The organism is Saccharicrinis aurantiacus (assembly GCF_001660705.2).
GTDB classification, from domain to species: domain Bacteria; phylum Bacteroidota; class Bacteroidia; order Bacteroidales; family Marinilabiliaceae; genus Saccharicrinis; species Saccharicrinis aurantiacus.
The window spans coordinates 136000-153416 of sequence record NZ_LYBV02000034.1; the positions used below are offsets into that span (position 1 = coordinate 136000).

Here is a 17417-nt window from a genome sequence, read left to right on the forward strand (position 1 = left end):
TTTCTAATTAATAAGTACTTCAATGGCTTTCTGAACTTTATCCATATTAAAGGATTGAATTAAGCCATCCATCTTTTGTTTTATCTCACTGGTGCATAAATTACCAATGGAACCTTCGTGGGAATGATTCACCTCGATACTCGGTTCGAATTTTCCTTCCTCAATTTGTGCACCCACTTGCTTATAAGCATCTCTAAATGGAACACCTTGAAGAACTAATTTATTTACCTCTTCTACACTAAATGCGTACTTGTAAATATCATTACTAAGTACATCTTTACTAATAGTCATATTCTCAACGGCAAAAGTTGCCAAATCTAAACAACTGATTAAGTCATCGAATACAGGTAAAAAAGTTTCCTTAATTAACTGTAGATCTCTGAAATAACCCGATGGTAAATTTCCGACAATAAGACCTATTTGTTCTGGCAAAGCTTGAATTACATTACACTTTGCTCTAATTAATTCAAATACATCTGGATTTTTCTTATGTGGCATAATACTCGATCCGGTGGTTAATTCTCCCGGTAGGGTTAAAAAACCAAAATTTTGGCTCATGTATAAGCAAGAGTCCATAGCAAATTTACCAACAGTACTAGCTACAGAACTTAAGGCCATTGCCACGTTCTTTTCTGTTTTACCACGACCCATTTGCGCATAAACTACATTGTAGTTCATATTGTCAAATCCTAGTAAATCAGTTGTTAATTGTCTGTTTAAAGGAAATGAACTTCCGTATCCAGCAGCAGCACCTAATGGATTTTGATTTGACATTTTCCAGGCGGCATTTAACATCATCATATCATCAGTAAGGCTTTCGGCATAAGCACCAAACCATAATCCAAATGATGAAGGCATTGCTACCTGTAAATGAGTATATCCAGGAATTAAAACTTCCTTATATTTTTCGCTTTGTGTTTGCAGTGCAGTAAAGAAATCGTTTACCGAAGCAACCACTTCTTGCAATTTATTTCTCACAAATAATTTAAGGTCGAGTAGCACCTGATCGTTACGTGAACGTCCGCTGTGTACTTTTTTACCAACATCACCTAACTCAGCGGTTAGTAACATTTCAACCTGCGAATGCACATCTTCAACACCATCCTCAATTACAAACTCTCCTTCTATAGCCTTTTTATACAAAGCTTTTAGTGCCTCTAATAATTGTGCTAACTCATCCTTCTCTAGTAAACCAACAGATTCGAGCATAGTAATGTGAGCCATAGTACCTAATATATCAAACGGTGCTAAATAAAGATCCATTTCACGATCTTTTCCCACAGTAAAAGCCTCAACCTTATCGTTTACTTTAATTCCTTTATCCCAAAGTTTCATGTTAATTACATAAAGAAGTGTAGATTTAAAACTCTACACTGTTAAGTATTTGAGCTCCAAAATGGTGTAGATTACAGAATGTTAATGCAAATACTCTAAACCTTATAATTGAAGCAAATATATGTTTTTAAACTTATAATTTCAAATTAATCATTCCGAAATGATGATAATTATCACATTTTTTAACTTCTTATGTTTAGATTATTAAGCATCTCGTAATAAAGATGAATTCCCTCTTTAATTTCATCCAATTTAATATACTCATCAGCAGTATGTGAACGCGCAGAATCTCCAGGTCCCATCTTCAATGTTGTAAAACTCATAACAGCCTGATCTGATGTTGTAGGCGATCCATAATATTCTCTTCCCAATTCGATACCACGTTTTACCACCGGATGTTCTAATGGAATATACGAACTATTTAATCGAGTGCTTCGAGGAACAGCATCACATTTAACCTGTGCTTGTATCAACTTAGCAGCTTCTTTATTAGAATACTTTTCGTTTAGCCTAACGTCAACTACGAAAGAGCAAGTATCAGGCACTACATTATGTTGAGAACCAGCATTAACTTGAGTAACGCTCATTTTCACAGGTCCAAACAAATCAGAAACCTCAGGAAACTGATACGTACGAAACCACTCAATATCAGCTAAAGCTTCATAGATTGCATTAAGTCCCTCATTACGTGCAGCATGACCTGCTTTTCCTTTGGCCGTACAATCTAGAACCATTAAACCTTTTTCGGCAACAGCCATCTGCATTAAAGTAGGCTCTCCTATAATTCCTAGATCAATATTTCCTAATTCATCTAATATAGAACTTACTCCATTTATACCCGATATTTCTTCTTCGGCAGTGGCAGCAAATACCAAATTAAATGGCTGTTCGCTTTTTGACAATAATAAGAATGTAGCCATCAGTGAAACCAATGGTCCTCCGGCATCGTTACTCCCTAAACCATAAAGAACTCCATTTTCAACAGTTGGAGAAAACGGCTCGTAAGTCCATTTTGAAGATGCTTTTACAGTATCTAAATGCGAGTTTAGCAGCAAAACAGGTTTGCTTGGATCTTTCTGACCCGACCACACCCATACATTATTTCCTTTACGATTTACATCAAGGCCTTTTGATTGAAGGTAAGATTGCATTGCATCTGCAGCATCCTCCTCCTCTCTACTTAAAGACTTAATTGAAATCAATTGCTTTAATAATGCAACTGCTTCATCGTATTCTTGCTGATATTCAATCATCATTAATTACTTAAAATTGTTCCTGAGCCATCATTAGAAGCAATCCCCTGTGTATTGGTAATAATAACTTTAGCAACACCTTTACTTAGGGCTGCAAAACCATTATCCAATTTAGGAATCATACCTTCGTTAATAACTCCCGACTGCTGATATTCTTTAAACAAATCTTTTGTTAGATTAGAAATAACAGCATCATCGTCATTCGGATTGCTAAGTACGCCCTTTTTCTCGAAACAGTACATTAAGCTAACATTAAAAAATGGTGCTAATGCTGATGCCAAAGATGATGCCATGGTATCGGCATTGGTATTCAGCATATTTCCTTGTCCATCATGTGTTAAAGGTGCAATAACGGGAACAACATTCTGATTTAATAAAGCTGTTAATTCTTCTACCTGAACAGATTCAACATCGCCTACAAAACCATAGTCAATATCCTTTACTGGACGTTTTTTAGCTTTTATTAGGTTTAAATCTGCTCCGGTTAAACCAATCGCATTAGCGCCATTGGCTTGTAGTGAGGCAACAATTTTTTTGTTTACCAAACCACCGTAAACCATTGTAACCACATCTAAAGTTTCAGCATCTGTAATTCGGCGGCCTTCAACCATTTTAGTTTCAACACCCAACTTCTCTGCAATTTTAGTAGCTGAACGTCCTCCACCATGAACCAAAATTTTTAATCCTGGTATTTTCACAAAATCGCTTAATAATTCACTTAAAGATTCAGGAGTCTCAACAACTTTTCCTCCAACCTTAACGATGGTTATATTTTGCATTTTATATAAAAAAGTTTTAGGCATCATTGTTTACAAGAGATATATCGCTTGCAAACAATGATGCCTAAATTGTTAGTAATTATTTTAAAGATTCAAGCATACGCTTGATTACAGTTTGAGCGGATACTACTCTATTGGCAGCCTCTTGAATAACCAAAGAATTTTCGCTTTCAATAACACCATCAGTAACAATCATATTACGGCGAACCGGAAGACAGTGCATGAATTTACCATTGTTGGTTAACGCCATTTTTTCCTCGTCTACAGTCCAATCTTTATCCTCAGAAAGAACTTTGCCATAATCTGAAAACGACGACCAGTTTTTAGCATATACAAAGTCAGCACCTTCAAATGCTTTACGCTGATCATATTCAACCGTAACACCTTCTGTAAATTCATCAGATAACTCATAACCTTTTGGATGTGTTACTACAAATTCTACATCAGCTTCTTTCATCCACTCGGTAAACGAGTTGGCTACTGCCTGAGGTAATGCACGTGGGTGCGGTGCCCAAGTTAAAACAACCTTTGGACGGTCAACTGTTTTATGCTCTTCAATGGTTACTAAATCAGCAAATGATTGAAGCGGATGACGCGTAGCTGACTCTAAACTGATAACAGGCACACCTGAATATTGAATAAATTGGTTGATGATCTTTTCTGAATAATCATCTTCTTTATTCTCAAAAGTAGCAAACGAACGAACCCCTATTAAATCGCAATACTGACCAATAACAGGCACAGCTTCTTTGATGTGCTCAGGTTTATCACCATCCATAATTACGCCTTGCTCTGTTTCTAGTTTCCAAGCACCATTATTGATATCTAAAACCATCACATTCATTCCCATATTCATTGCTGCTTTTTGGGTACTTAAACGCGTACGCAAACTTGAGTTAAAAAATACTAAAATGATGGTTTTATTTTTCCCTAACTCCTGAAAAGCATAAGGATTCTTTTTTACTTCGAAGGCATCTTTTAAAGCTTGCTTTAAATCGCCAATATCATCTACTTTTAAAAATCTTTTCATTTCTTTTAAATATAGTATCAAGATTCAAGTATCAAGACATAAGATTTATTTACAAAACGTAAATATCGTATACCTATTTTTAAAATTAAATCATGATGATTTTACACCTACAAAATTCAATGCTAATACTTATGCTCTAGTATGACCATCACCCGTTACCAACCACTTATAACTTGTTAACTCGCGCAAAGCCATTGGTCCGCGTGCATGTAACTTTTGTGTGCTGATACCAATCTCGGCACCTAAACCAAATTGAGCACCATCGGTATAGGCCGTGGAAGCATTTGCATATACTGCAGCTGCATCAACCTCATTAAAAAACTGAGTTATTACTGTTGCATCTTCTGCAATAATAGCTTCACTATGCTTTGAACTAAACTTATATATATGATCCAATGCCTCATCAATATCAGACACGGTTTTTATAGACATTTTGTGCGCCAGGAATTCAGTTCCGTATGACTCTTCATCTGCTTTTTGAAGTAATTGGGTTGGATAATCTCCTGCAGCTTCAAAAGCATCCTCATCCGCAAAAACTTCAACATCAAATGCCTTCATTGGAGCTAATATTTGAGGCAAAAGAGATAGTTTGTCCTTATGAATAACCAAACAATCTAATGCATTACACACACTAACCCTTCTTGTTTTGGCGTTTACAACCACATCAATGGCTTTTTTATCATCAGCAGAAGCATCTACATAAGTGTGTACAATACCCGCACCTGTTTCAATTACAGGTATATTGGCATTTTCACGAACTGAATTGATTAATCCCTGCGATCCACGTGGTATCAATATATCAACATAACCAATAGCATTCATTAGCTCCGTGGCTGCTGAACGATCGGGAGGCAATAATTGCAATACCTCTGAATTAAAACCTTTTGCTTTCAGCACACCATGGATTAAAGAAACAATTGCTTTGTTTGAATACTCGGCATCGCTACTTCCCTTTAACACACAAGCATTTCCGGATTGCATACATAGTGCAAAAACATCAAATGTAACATTTGGACGCGCCTCGTATATTACGCCTATTACACCTAAAGGCACACGAACCTTTTTTAGTTTTAGTCCGTTATCCAATGTTTTTTCTTCGAGAACCTCGCTAATTGGAAAAGGTAGCTGTGCTACATTTCGCATTTCTCCGGCGATCCCCTCAATTCTATCTTTGGTTAATTTTAACCTATCGTACTTGGGATCATTAGAATCCATTCTATCCAAGTCTTTCTTATTTTCTATTAAAAGACTTTCAATATTCTTTTCAGCTTCATCGGCAACGGCATTTAATAAGTCAACGATATCGGCTTTTTTAACTTGAGACATGCTGCGAGCAGCCTCTTTTACATTCTGAAATTGAGATAGACACTTCATATTTCTAATTTTTCAAGTTTCGATTTTAAATTATTGGTTTAGATATAAATAATCGTAATGGATTAATGGTTGGAATTTAGAATCCTCCATATGTGAATCAGCTTCTTCTCTCCCATATTTAGCTTTACCAATACCTATTGATTCACCAGTTTCGGTTGATATCCTTAATAAATCTCCTTTTTGGAAATTTCCAATCAACTTTACCACACCAGCCAATAATAAGCTTGTGGCCTTTTTTGAGATTAAAGCATCATAAGCACCTTGATTAACAACCACCTCAGCATTCGCAAAGTCTTCGGAATAAGCCATCCACTTTTTGACTGCCGGATATTTATCGCCCGGTTTAAACTGTGTATGAATTACCTCTTGGTGATTTTTATTTAAGCTAGTTAATATATTATCGGTAGTTCCGTTGGCAATGTGCACCGAAATACCCGAGGATGCAGTTTTCTGAGCCATCCTACATTTGGTTAACATTCCACCTCTACCAAAGTTAGACTTGGTAGTAGATATGTATTCTGATAAATCTGCGTTAGAACCATCAATAGATCGAATTACTGTGGCATCCGGATTAGTCGGGTTACCGTTATAAATACCATCTACATTACTTAAAATAAACAAGGCTTCAGAACTCATCATAGTAGCCAATAAGCCAGCTAGCTCGTCATTATCAGTAAACATTAGAGCCGTAACTGAAACTGCATCATTTTCATTGATGATTGGAAGAATTCCATTATCCAACAAAGTAGTGATACAGTTTTTCATATTAAGATAATGTTCTCTAGAACGAAAATCTTGCTTGGTTACTAAAACCTGGGCACACTTTATTCCGTGCGCATCAAATAATTGGAAATAGGTATTTAAAAGTTTCACTTGACCTACCGAAGATAGTAATTGACGTTCAGAAACTGTATCTGTTTTTTTACAGACCTTAACCATAGAGCGGCCTGCAGCAACTGCTCCTGACGAAACAAGAATTACCTTTTTTTTCTTTCGATGTAAGTCGGAAATCTGATCTACCAAATGAGAAACCCTATTCTCATTCAACATTCCATCATTTCCAGTTAATACGTTGGAACCAATTTTTATTGTAATGGATTTAAACACAGAAAATATATTAGCCGTTTTGAACCTTGTTGAATGAAGTAATCAAACCCTTAATAAGGGATGAACTAAAACCTTGGTGTTCCATTTCATTTAAACCAGAAATGGTAACGCCGCGAGGTGTAGTTACTTTATCAATTTCTTGTTCGGGATGTGTTCCTGATTGGATTAATAACTCTGCAGCTCCCTTTACTGTTTGGGCAGCAATTTTTAAAGCTAGATCTGAACCAAAACCTATTTCGATACCACCTTGAGTAGCGGCTCTTACAAAGCGTAATGCATATGCAATTCCGCAAGCAGCAAGCACTGTTGCCGATGACATTAATTCTTCAGGAATAATAAGTGCTTGCCCTACTTGGTTAAATAAAGTAAGTACCAATTGCTCTTGCTCCTCACTTGCATTTAATGCAGCAATACAAGTCATTGACTCACCAATTGCAACGGCAGTATTTGGCATGGCTAAAAATAAAGCCAATTGCTTATCAAAATAGTTTTGTAAATCAGCCGTACTAACACCTGTTGCCAATGAAATAATGATGGCATCACTACTTACAGCATCTTTTATTTCTGTAATAATACTTTCAACCTGATAAGGTTTAACGGCAAGAAAAATAATATCGGCACCGCTAACCGCTTCACTATTATCCGAAATAGTATTAATGCCTAAATCGGATAAATTCTGAATCAATTTTAAACGACGTCGTGTAACTGTTAAGTTGGCTGCTTCAATAATTTCAGAAGCCACAAGGCCTTTTGCTATTGCTTGGCCAAGGTTACCGCCTCCAATAATGGCTATTTTTTTGTTATTCATAGTAAGTTAGTGACTTAAGCGTAAAATAGTAGCTCAAGTTATATAACTTACTAATATTCTACGCCATTAATTTCTATTTTAACATGTCCCCAGTTTTCACCAGACTTAATACGATACAGTTGCATTTCGCTAATTCCAAATTGCTTTGCAATAATCTTAAGTCTTGACTTCCTATTGGGGTCAAAAATCTTCTTTTTTAATCTAATCACTTCTGTTGAAGTCAACTTGTGCCCTTGAACTGTTTTGCGTCCTTTAAGCTTTTGTCTGGCTCCAATTACAGCTGGATTACTTTGTTGGTGCTCATATACCTCATCCTTAGTGCTCCATTTTAAATTCTCGATGTAATTATTAGATTTATTATAATCTAAATGAATTACGAATGTAGCATCCTCGCTAGGTTGTTCTAAAAAATACTGTGCAACTAATTTATGCACGTAAAAAGTTTTTGATTTTCCGAATGGGCGAATAGGCAAAGTAGGATAACCACGTAGGACTCCTCCTCTAATTACATCACCTTCTTTTACAGAAGTAATGTAACTAACTATTCTTCCGTAATTCGAAATCGCATACTTTTTCTTAAGAGCGCCTTCTTCAAAATTAATCTCTTTCCACTCTTCGTTCCAGAAAGATTTAACCATAACCTAATGTCTTTATGTTTATAACATAGCATCAGGCACCATTATATACAACGTGAGACCAATTTATCCATAAATAAATCAGCTTCTTTCTTTGTTAAATTAAGGGGTGGTAATATCCGTATAATGTTGGTACCTGAGACTCCTGTGAAGATTTTATCTTCAAACAAAAGTTGCTTTCTCAAATCACCAATTGGATATGCAAATTTCAGACCAATCATTAGTCCGTTACCACTTATTTCACAATCTTTTAATTCTTTTTTTGCACGAGTAATTAAGTACTCTCCTACCTCAAAAGAATTTTCAACTAGTTTTTCCTCTTCAATTACCTCTAAAACAGCTAATGCAGAAGCACAAGCTAGGTAATTACCTCCGAAAGTTGTACCTAACATACCAAACCATGGCTCAAACTTTTCAGAGATTAAAACGCCGCCAATAGGAAAGCCGTTACCCATCCCTTTTGCCATTGTAATTATATCGGGCTTAACATTACTATACTGAAAAGCGAAAAATTTACCTGATCTACCATATCCTGATTGTATTTCATCTAAAATAAGAATGGCATTGTACTTTTCGCAAATGTCACCTAACCCTTCTAGAAATGAAGAATTAGGTACTACAATACCTCCTATTCCCTGAATACCTTCGATAATTACGGCGCAAACATCCCCTTTCTTCAGTTCTGCTTCAACTGCAGCAAGGTTGTTTAACTCCAAAATTACACTTTCGTGATTGGCATTTATTGGCGCTACAATCTTAGGATTATCAGTAATTGCAACTGCTGCAGATGTTCGCCCATGAAATCCCTTTTTAAAGGAAATCACTTTTTTATTACCCGTTTTGAAAGATGCTACTTTCAATGCATTCTCAACAGCTTCGGCTCCTGAATTACACAAAAACAGATCGTAATCAGGTAAACCCGATACTTCGCCAAGCTTTTGGGCTAAATCTTTTTGAAGTTGATTCTGAACAGAATTAGAATAAAAACCAATATTATTTAATTGATCTGATATTCGTTTCACATAATGTGGATGCGTATGACCTATTGAAATTACCGCATGACCACCATATAAATCGAGATATTTATTTCCTTCTTTATCCCATATATAAGAACCTTGTGCCTTTACTGGCTCAATATCGAACAATGGATATACATCAAACAACTTCATATTTTAACTACTTATACCATTTACGAAATGGCTTGTTTTTAATTGACAATTAATAAAAAGTCTTGCAATACTTTTTGTATTGCAAGACTCTCCAGCATTGTCTTTTACTATTATTAACTTAATATCTAGGAAGCTTAGAATCCAACCGACTTTAAACGCAAGCCTGTTGTTTCCTCTAAACCAAACATTAAATTCATATTCTGAACCGCTTGTCCTGAAGCTCCCTTTATTAGATTATCAATCATACTAATGATTAATACCTTCCCATCATGCTTCTCTACATAAACAATACCCTTATTTGTGTTAACCACCTGCTTTAAATGCGGGTTAACATCGGATACTATCACAAACGGATGATCTTTATAATAAGTCTTATATAATTTAATTACTTCTTCTTCTGATAAATCAGTCTCGGCATAAGCCGTAGCCATAATACCACGAGTAAAATTACCACGTACAGGGATAAAATTAACCGCCTCTGAAAAGCCTTCTTGCAATTGAGATAAAGATTGTTTTATCTCGCCTAAATGCTGATGTGCAAATGCTTTATAAACCGATACATTACTATTTCTCCAACTAAAATGAGAAGTCGCAGTAGGCTTTTGCCCCGCACCTGTTGAACCTGTTATGGCATTTACGTGCACTTCGTTTAACGCTTTTGCCGAAGCTAATGGCAATAAGGCAAACTGAATAGCCGTTGCAAAACATCCTGGATTTGCAATTTTTGTTGACTTCTTAATCTCTTCACGATTTAACTCGGGCAAGCCGTAAATAAAATCGTTACCATCACGCTTTAAACGGTAGTCGTGACTTAAATCCACAATTTTGATATGTGCAGGAATCGTATTCTCTGTTAAAAACTCAACAGATTTTCCATGTCCCATACAAAGGAAAATAACATCAACTACGCTAGTATCTAAATCAGCCACAAAACTTAGTTCTGTATCTCCCAACAAGTCTGTATGTACTGATGAAACAGCATTTCCAGCATTACTTGTACTTTGTATACAGGTAATATCTACTTCGGGATGACAAATTAAGATTCTCAATAACTCACCTGCAGTATAACCTGCTCCACCAACAATACCTACTTTTATCATTTCTATATCTTAATAAACGAGGTAGAAAATGATTCAGATGAATCCGTAGCAAAACCTGAATCACCTTCTAACCTCTACTTAAAAACTTAATTAATGCACTAATGCTTGATTAGTTAATATCTAAAGATCCTTTATTAACCTTGTTAAATATTTTTAGTTGATTACCTAATATTGATGTAAATCCTTTTACGTCATCACCAGACCAACCTTTGTTAATTTCGCCATAATCACCGAAACCAGAGTTCATTAAATCGTTATCCGATTCAATTCCTACCAACTCAAAACGATAAGGGTGTAATTTCATAATTACTTTACCATTTACGTTTTCTTGAGAGTTATCTAAGAATTTCTCTATATCGCGCATTACAGGCTCTGTATATTGTGCTTCGTGCAATAACATACCATACCAATTACTCAATTGCTCTTTCCAGTACATTTGCCACTTGGTTAAAGTATGCTTCTCTAATAAGTGGTGTGCCTTTATTATTAACAATGGCGCTGCAGCCTCAAAACCAACACGCCCTTTAATACCTATTATGGTATCTCCAACGTGAGTATCTCTTCCGATAGCATATGCCGAACCTATTTCTTCAATTTTTCTGATGGCATCAATTCCTGTGGCAAAACTTTCTCCGTTAACTGTAGAAATTTCACCCTTTGCAAATTCAATAACCAACTCTTCAGAGTCTTCTTTCTGCAATTGAGATGGATAAGCCTCTTCTGGTAAAGTTTCGTTTGTAGTTAAGGTTTCTTTACCTCCTATACTAGTTCCCCAAAGACCTTTGTTGATAGAATAATCCATCTTTTTCCAGTCCTTAACAACGCCATGCTTCTTTAAATAATCAATTTCCGCTTCGCGCGATAACGTTAAATCGCGAATAGGAGTAATTATTTCAATCTCAGGCGCAATAATTTGGAATGTTAAATCAAAACGAATTTGATCGTTACCAGCACCCGTACTACCATGAGCAATATATTTTGCCCCAATTTTACGAGCATAATCAACAATTGCATAAGCTTGGAAAATACGCTCAGAACTTACTGATAATGGATAAGTATTGTTTTTTAAGATATTACCATAAATCATGTAGCGAATACAGTTTCTGTAATACACATCAGTTACATCAAGAGCCACATGCTTAGTTACACCTAAATCATAAGCCCCTTTTTCGATATTAACCAATTCATCATCAGAAAAACCACCTGTATTGGCAATTGCTGAATAAATATCTAAATTCTTTTCGTGCTTTAAGTACTTTACGCAAAACGACGTATCTAAACCACCACTAAAAGCTAAAACAACCTTTTCCATTATATATATTTTTATCTATTGTATCTATTACGATACAAAACTGTATTCTCATTATTTTTAAAACAAGGCTATAAATTTAGCCTGCAATCTCTTTAGGTACGAAAACTTATTTCTTTTAGAACCGCCCTTAAGAAAGATCGATTGCTTTAACTGCAACCACCTGTCATAAACACCAAGGCTTTTAGCAGGCTCATCTTTCTTATTATCCTTTTCAGGATCGAAAAGCATACCCGTGCACAAACAATGTCTTCGGTTGGTACGAACCAAAATATCGTAATTCACACAACTTTGGCAACCCTTCCAAAACATTTCATCATCCGTTAACTCAGAAAATGTAACGGGCTTATATCCTAACTCGGAATTAATCTTCATTACAGCCAACCCGGTTGTTAATCCGAACAACTTGGCTTTTGGAAACATCTCACGAGACACTTCAAAAGCTTTCGCTTTAATGGCCTTCGCTAAACCTAAACCTCTAAAAGCATCAGCAACTATTAACCCTGAGTTAGCCACAAATCGATTGTGCCCCCATGACTCTACGTAACAGAAACCTGCGAAAATACCATCCGGGTCAAGCGCAATAATGGCCTTCCCTTCATTTATTTTCTGAATAATGTAACCCGGACTACGCTTCGCAATACCTGTTCCACGCACCTTTGCAGCATCAGCTATGGTTTGTAAAATTACATCCACATAATCTAAATGCTCCTTTTGGGCAACCTCTATATTAAACTCGCTAGACATTATATATATTATATACCTAAACTCTACAACACTTTATTTTTCACTCCCGGGATAAACATCGATAAGGCATCCACCACATAACCTTTTGCAATACCCTCTCTGGAGATTAGCAAAATAGTATCATCACCTGCAATTGTACCTAATATCTCATAGGGCTCATGACTATCAATCACCGAAGCAATACTTGCAGCAAACCCTGGTCGGGTTTTAATTACAGCCATATTACCTGAGAAATCAATGGATTCCACTCCCGAAAGCGGAAAATCCTCATGTAAATCCTCTTCCACTACTTTTGATGCAGCAGAATTGGGCAATTCATAAATATATCCCTTCTCCGAATCAGGCACCTTTGATACCTTTAAAAACTTTAAGTCTCTAGATAAAGTAGCCTGAGTTGTCAGAAAACCAGATTCCCCAAGAAGAGATAACAATTCCTCTTGGCTACCCACTTTCTGATTGTTAATGATATTTTTAATCTCAGATAATCGTTGTGCCTTTATCTTCATTTTGTATATTTATTCATATGCAATGCAAATTTATTCACTTTTTTAAAATAATCAAATAATAATTGATAATTATTTGTATTTTTGCATCCGATAAAGAAACAGGATTATCACAGAAGACTCTATTTTACAGCAACAAAGACAATTTAGAGCCTCTTTTTGTCATGTCCATTTCTGAGATTAACAGGTAAATTGAAGTTTACAACGGTGAACCTTTTTTGTTAATTTCCATTAAAGATGCATAAGAATACATCAATTTCATAATAGCCAAAAAGATGAACAAAGAGATTAAAAAGGTAATTATCCTTGGATCAGGCGCGCTTAAGATTGGAGAAGCCGGAGAGTTTGACTATTCGGGATCGCAAGCCCTAAAAGCATTAAAAGAAGAAGGTATCGAAACGGTATTGGTTAATCCGAACATTGCTACCGTTCAAACTTCGGAAAACATTGCCGACAAAATTTACTTTTTACCAGTTACCCCTTATTTTGTAGAAGAGGTAATTAAAAAAGAAAAACCACAAGGTATATTATTAGCTTTTGGAGGTCAAACAGCTCTTAACTGTGGAACCAAGCTATATTTAGCTGGTACTCTTGAAAAGTACAACCTTGAGGTATTAGGTACGCCAGTACAATCTATCATTAACACTGAGGATAGAGAGATTTTCGCCAACAAACTAAGAGAAATTGATGTAAAAACCCCTATTAGTGTAGCTGTAGGTTCGGTTGAGGATGCTTTAAAAGCTTCTGACGAAATTGGCTTTCCTATTATTGTGCGCGCTGCGTTTACATTAGGAGGTATGGGTTCTGGTTTCTGTTACAACAGAGAAGAGTTGGTTGAACGTGCCGAAAATGCTTTCTCATACTCTGATCAGATATTGGTTGAAGAATCACTTAAGGGATGGAAAGAAGTTGAGTACGAAGTTGTGCGTGACCGCCACAACAACTGTATTACAGTTTGTAATATGGAGAACTTTGATCCACTAGGTATCCACACCGGTGAAAGTATTGTAATTGCACCTTCTCAGACTTTATCGAACTCTGAATATCATAAATTACGTGAGTTAGCTATTAAAATTATCCGTCATATCGGAGTAGTTGGTGAGTGTAATGTTCAATATGCATTAGATCCTTACTCTGAAGATTACAGAGTTATTGAGGTAAATGCTCGTTTATCACGTTCATCGGCATTAGCCTCTAAAGCTACAGGTTACCCATTGGCATTTGTGGCTGCTAAATTAGGTTTAGGATATGGCTTACACGAGCTTAAAAACTCGGTAACTAAAACTACCTCTACATTCTTTGAGCCTGCATTAGATTACGTTGTTTGTAAAATACCACGTTGGGATTTAAATAAATTCAACGGTGTAAGCAAGCAAATTGGTTCAAGTATGAAATCAGTTGGTGAGATTATGTCTATCGGTCGTACTTTTGAGGAGGCTATCCAAAAAGGTTTACGTATGATTGGACAAGGAATGCACGGTTTTGTTGCCAATCAGCCTTTAAAAGGAATTGATGTTAAAACAGAATTAGCAGAACCTACCGACCAACGTATTTATGCTATTGCTGAGGCATTCCAAATGGGAATGACAGTTGAAGAAATTCACAAACTAAGTAGAATTGACCACTGGTTCCTTGAGAAATTAAAGAACATCAGCAACATTGAAACAGAATTAAAAGCATTTGATAAGCTTGAGGCACTTCCTTCGGACTTATTAAGAAACGCAAAACGTTCAGGTTTCTCCGATTTCCAAGTAGCACGTTCTGTATTTAAGAGCACAAGCGAAGTTATTGGCGACGACTTATTAAAAGTAAGAGCTGAGCGTAAAAAACGTAATATATTACCAGTAGTGAAGCAGATTGACACCATGGCTGGTGAATTCCCTGCACAAATTAACTACTTGTACTTAACTTATAGCGGTAGCGAGCACGATATCGATTACGAAGCTGATGGCAAATCAGTAATTGTATTAGGTTCGGGTGCATACCGTATTGGTTCTTCTGTTGAGTTTGACTGGTGTAGTGTAAATGCACTTAACACTATCCGCGAGCAGAAGCATCGTTCAGTTATGATTAACTACAACCCTGAAACGGTAAGTACTGATTATGACATGTGTGATCGTTTATATTTTGATGAGCTTTCGTTAGAGCGCACATTAGATATCATCGATCTTGAAGCACCAAAAGGTGTTATCGTATCTGTGGGAGGTCAAATTCCTAACAACTTGGCCATGAAGTTAGATGCTCAAAATGTACCTATTTTAGGAACATCGGCACAAAACATTGATGGAGCTGAGAACCGTCAGAAATTCTCTGCCATGTTAGATGGTTTAGGAATTGATCAGCCACGTTGGAACGAGTTAACATCTATTGAAGACATCTTCACTTTTGTTGATGAAGTAGGCTTCCCAGTATTGGTTCGCCCTAGTTACGTACTTTCGGGTGCTGCCATGAATGTGGTAAGTAACAAAGACGAGTTAGAGCACTTCCTTACATTAGCAGCCAACGTATCTAAAGAATATCCTGTTGTAGTTTCTGAGTTTATCGAAGAAGCCAAAGAGATTGAAGTAGATGCTGTAGCTAAAGATGGTGAGTTAGTAGCTTACGCTATTTCGGAGCACGTTGAGTTTGCCGGAGTTCACTCTGGTGATGCGACCATCGTATTCCCTCCGCAAAAACTATATATTGAAACGATGCGTCGTGTGAAGAAAATTGCTCGTGAGATTGCGAAAGCATTAAACATCTCAGGACCATTCAACATGCAAATTTTAGGTAAAAACAACGAACTTAAAGTAATTGAGTGTAACCTAAGAGCATCGCGTAGTTTCCCATTCGTATCTAAAATACTTAAGGTAAATCTTATCGATTTAGCCACTAAAGTAATGTTGGGTATGGAGGTTGAAAAACCAAGCAAAAACTTATTCGATGTTGATTATGTAGGTATCAAAGCCTCACAATTCTCTTTTGCACGTTTAGCAAAAGCCGATCCTGTGTTAGGTGTTGATATGTCATCAACAGGTGAAGTAGGTTGTATTGGCGATAACTTCGACGAGGCTATCCTTACTTCAATGCTTTCTGTAGGTTATACAATTCCTGAGAAAAACGTATTAATTTCGGCAGGTCCACTACGTTCTAAAATGGAACTATTGAGCGCCGTTAAAATACTTAAAGAAAAAGGATACAACCTATTTGCCACTAGTGGAACACAGAAATTCTTTGCCGAAAACGGCGTAGAAACTGAGTTGGTTTACTGGCCAAGCGACGAAGGTAAAGAGCCAAATGCTTTAGAGTTAATTAGAGAGAAGAAAATGGATTTAGTTATTAATATTCCTAAAAATCTTTCTACTAACGAGCTTAACAACGGTTATAAAATCCGTCGTGGAGCTATCGATTTTAATATTCCATTGGTTACCAATGCACGTTTAGCGGGCGCTTTCATCAGAGCCTTTGCTAAAATGGGTAAAGAGGATATTACCATCAAAAGCTGGCAAGAATATAAATAATGCCCTTCTTACAATAAATTTGTAATAGCCGCTGCACATTATGTGTAGCGGCTTTTTTTATGCCGAAAACTTAGAAGTTATAAATGATAAGTTATAAACGGAATTTACAGTATCAATATGCACAGTAATTCCCGTTTATCATTTATAACTTAACACTTATAATTTAAACGATCTCAAAGCATAAACACAAACACTTCAGCCTTACAACTAATCCCTACAAATTATAAACACAGCACATTACTTATACAGGATACCTTGAGACAGCCACGTTCCTCGCTGTGACGAGGCGCCTACACGATATTACGTCATCGCGATGCAAGAAGCGATCTCAAGGCACAAACACAAACATTTCAGCCTTCTAACTAAAAGCTATTTTCAGGGTGTGTCCCTCGTCAGCACATTTGTCAATAACTTCAGCGGTATTAAGCTCGGGCCGCGCTTTCCACTATATCTTTAGTCGCCATAATGGGCTCCCAAAGGATGCCGTTGCAATCGCTCACACAAAAATATTAACTATCTGTTGAAAAATATAATATCTTCTATAAAGTTATAAAACTGTAATAGATATCACTGTTCAAAACTTAGAACAATTGAAACCCTACATGATTAATAATATAATATTATCTTTCAATGGTTTCACTGTTAATATATATGCAAGAATTTGGGTTAAATGGAAATAACCTCTCTTAAAAACTACTAATAGCCAAACGCGAATGTTTGATAACTACGTTTAAACAGAACATGGGTAAAAATTCGGTTCTGCACTTA

14 protein-coding genes are annotated in these 17417 nt (G+C 36.3%); 1 reads left to right on the top strand and 13 read right to left on the bottom strand.

Features of this window, described 5'->3' with window-relative positions; all coding sequences use genetic code 11:
* Nucleotides 1-3: 3 nt before the first annotated feature.
* From argH to A8B35_RS17300, 13 genes are all read right to left on the bottom strand, one after another.
* Nucleotides 4-1335 (bottom strand): argininosuccinate lyase, encoded by a 1332-nt coding sequence (gene argH / locus A8B35_RS17240; protein WP_068474504.1) that lies wholly within the window; start codon nt 1333-1335, stop codon nt 4-6.
* Nucleotides 1336-1517: 182 nt separating this feature from the next.
* Complete coding sequence (locus tag A8B35_RS17245; RefSeq protein WP_245820808.1) at nt 1518-2591, bottom strand: M20 family metallo-hydrolase; 1074 nt, start codon at nt 2589-2591, stop codon at nt 1518-1520.
* Nucleotides 2591-3367, bottom strand: coding sequence for an acetylglutamate kinase (argB, locus tag A8B35_RS17250; RefSeq protein ID WP_068474881.1), 777 nt, complete (start codon nt 3365-3367; stop codon nt 2591-2593). Before argB ends, A8B35_RS17245 begins: the two co-directional genes overlap by 1 nt.
* Before the next feature lie 79 nt (nt 3368-3446).
* Complete coding sequence (locus A8B35_RS17255; protein ID WP_068474511.1) at nt 3447-4397, bottom strand: N-acetylornithine carbamoyltransferase; 951 nt, start codon at nt 4395-4397, stop codon at nt 3447-3449.
* Nucleotides 4398-4526: 129 nt separating this feature from the next.
* Complete coding sequence (locus A8B35_RS17260) at nt 4527-5771, bottom strand: glutamate-5-semialdehyde dehydrogenase (RefSeq protein WP_068474513.1); 1245 nt, start codon at nt 5769-5771, stop codon at nt 4527-4529.
* A gap of 30 nt (nt 5772-5801) precedes the next feature.
* On the bottom strand, nt 5802-6878 hold the full coding sequence (gene proB, locus A8B35_RS17265) for a glutamate 5-kinase (protein ID WP_245820809.1): 1077 nt from the start codon (nt 6876-6878) through the stop codon (nt 5802-5804).
* Nucleotides 6879-6888: 10 nt separating this feature from the next.
* Nucleotides 6889-7686, bottom strand: a complete 798-nt coding sequence (proC, locus tag A8B35_RS17270) for a pyrroline-5-carboxylate reductase (protein ID WP_068474518.1) — start codon at nt 7684-7686, stop codon at nt 6889-6891.
* Between the two features lie 50 nt (nt 7687-7736).
* A complete protein-coding gene (locus A8B35_RS17275) occupies nt 7737-8324 on the bottom strand; it encodes an NUMOD4 domain-containing protein (RefSeq protein WP_068474521.1) in 588 nt (195 codons plus the stop codon).
* Nucleotides 8325-8365: 41 nt separating this feature from the next.
* Entirely contained in the window at nt 8366-9490 is a 1125-nt protein-coding gene (locus tag A8B35_RS17280; RefSeq protein WP_068474524.1) for an aspartate aminotransferase family protein, read from the bottom strand.
* Nucleotides 9491-9624: 134 nt separating this feature from the next.
* Nucleotides 9625-10590 carry an N-acetyl-gamma-glutamyl-phosphate reductase gene (argC, locus tag A8B35_RS17285; RefSeq protein ID WP_068474527.1) on the bottom strand — a complete coding sequence of 322 codons (966 nt, stop codon included), beginning with the start codon at nt 10588-10590 and terminating at the stop codon, nt 9625-9627.
* 109 nt (nt 10591-10699) lie between these two features.
* Nucleotides 10700-11902: an argininosuccinate synthase gene (locus A8B35_RS17290; RefSeq protein WP_068474529.1), complete on the bottom strand. Its 1203-nt coding sequence runs from the start codon at nt 11900-11902 to the stop codon at nt 10700-10702.
* Nucleotides 11903-11959: 57 nt separating this feature from the next.
* On the bottom strand, nt 11960-12646 hold the full coding sequence (locus tag A8B35_RS17295; protein ID WP_068474531.1) for a GNAT family N-acetyltransferase: 687 nt from the start codon (nt 12644-12646) through the stop codon (nt 11960-11962).
* Nucleotides 12647-12669: 23 nt separating this feature from the next.
* On the bottom strand, nt 12670-13152 hold the full coding sequence (locus tag A8B35_RS17300; RefSeq protein ID WP_068474534.1) for an arginine repressor: 483 nt from the start codon (nt 13150-13152) through the stop codon (nt 12670-12672).
* A gap of 272 nt (nt 13153-13424) precedes the next feature.
* On the opposite strand from A8B35_RS17300, the gene carB reads away from it, so the two are divergent.
* On the top strand, nt 13425-16649 hold the full coding sequence (carB, locus tag A8B35_RS17305) for a carbamoyl-phosphate synthase (glutamine-hydrolyzing) large subunit (protein WP_068474536.1): 3225 nt from the start codon (nt 13425-13427) through the stop codon (nt 16647-16649).
* Nucleotides 16650-17417: the final 768 nt, after the last annotated feature.

What these genes read in the sequence shown, in the direction of transcription:
- A8B35_RS17245 (WP_245820808.1), bottom strand. Translation starts at nt 2,591, where the DNA reads ATGATGATTGAATATCAGCAAGAATACGATGAAGCAGTTGCATTATTA.
- A8B35_RS17275 (WP_068474521.1), bottom strand. Translation starts at nt 8,324, where the DNA reads ATGGTTAAATCTTTCTGGAACGAAGAGTGGAAAGAGATTAATTTTGAA.
- A8B35_RS17290 (WP_068474529.1), bottom strand. Translation starts at nt 11,902, where the DNA reads ATGGAAAAGGTTGTTTTAGCTTTTAGTGGTGGTTTAGATACGTCGTTT.
- proC (WP_068474518.1), bottom strand. Translation starts at nt 7,686, where the DNA reads ATGAATAACAAAAAAATAGCCATTATTGGAGGCGGTAACCTTGGCCAA.
- argC (WP_068474527.1), bottom strand. Translation starts at nt 10,590, where the DNA reads ATGATAAAAGTAGGTATTGTTGGTGGAGCAGGTTATACTGCAGGTGAG.
- argB (WP_068474881.1), bottom strand. Translation starts at nt 3,367, where the DNA reads ATGCAAAATATAACCATCGTTAAGGTTGGAGGAAAAGTTGTTGAGACT.
- A8B35_RS17260 (WP_068474513.1), bottom strand. Translation starts at nt 5,771, where the DNA reads ATGAAGTGTCTATCTCAATTTCAGAATGTAAAAGAGGCTGCTCGCAGC.
- A8B35_RS17295 (WP_068474531.1), bottom strand. Translation starts at nt 12,646, where the DNA reads ATGTCTAGCGAGTTTAATATAGAGGTTGCCCAAAAGGAGCATTTAGAT.
- A8B35_RS17300 (WP_068474534.1), bottom strand. Translation starts at nt 13,152, where the DNA reads ATGAAGATAAAGGCACAACGATTATCTGAGATTAAAAATATCATTAAC.
- A8B35_RS17280 (WP_068474524.1), bottom strand. Translation starts at nt 9,490, where the DNA reads ATGAAGTTGTTTGATGTATATCCATTGTTCGATATTGAGCCAGTAAAG.
- argH (WP_068474504.1), bottom strand. Translation starts at nt 1,335, where the DNA reads ATGAAACTTTGGGATAAAGGAATTAAAGTAAACGATAAGGTTGAGGCT.
- carB (WP_068474536.1), top strand. Translation starts at nt 13,425, where the DNA reads ATGAACAAAGAGATTAAAAAGGTAATTATCCTTGGATCAGGCGCGCTT.
- A8B35_RS17255 (WP_068474511.1), bottom strand. Translation starts at nt 4,397, where the DNA reads ATGAAAAGATTTTTAAAAGTAGATGATATTGGCGATTTAAAGCAAGCT.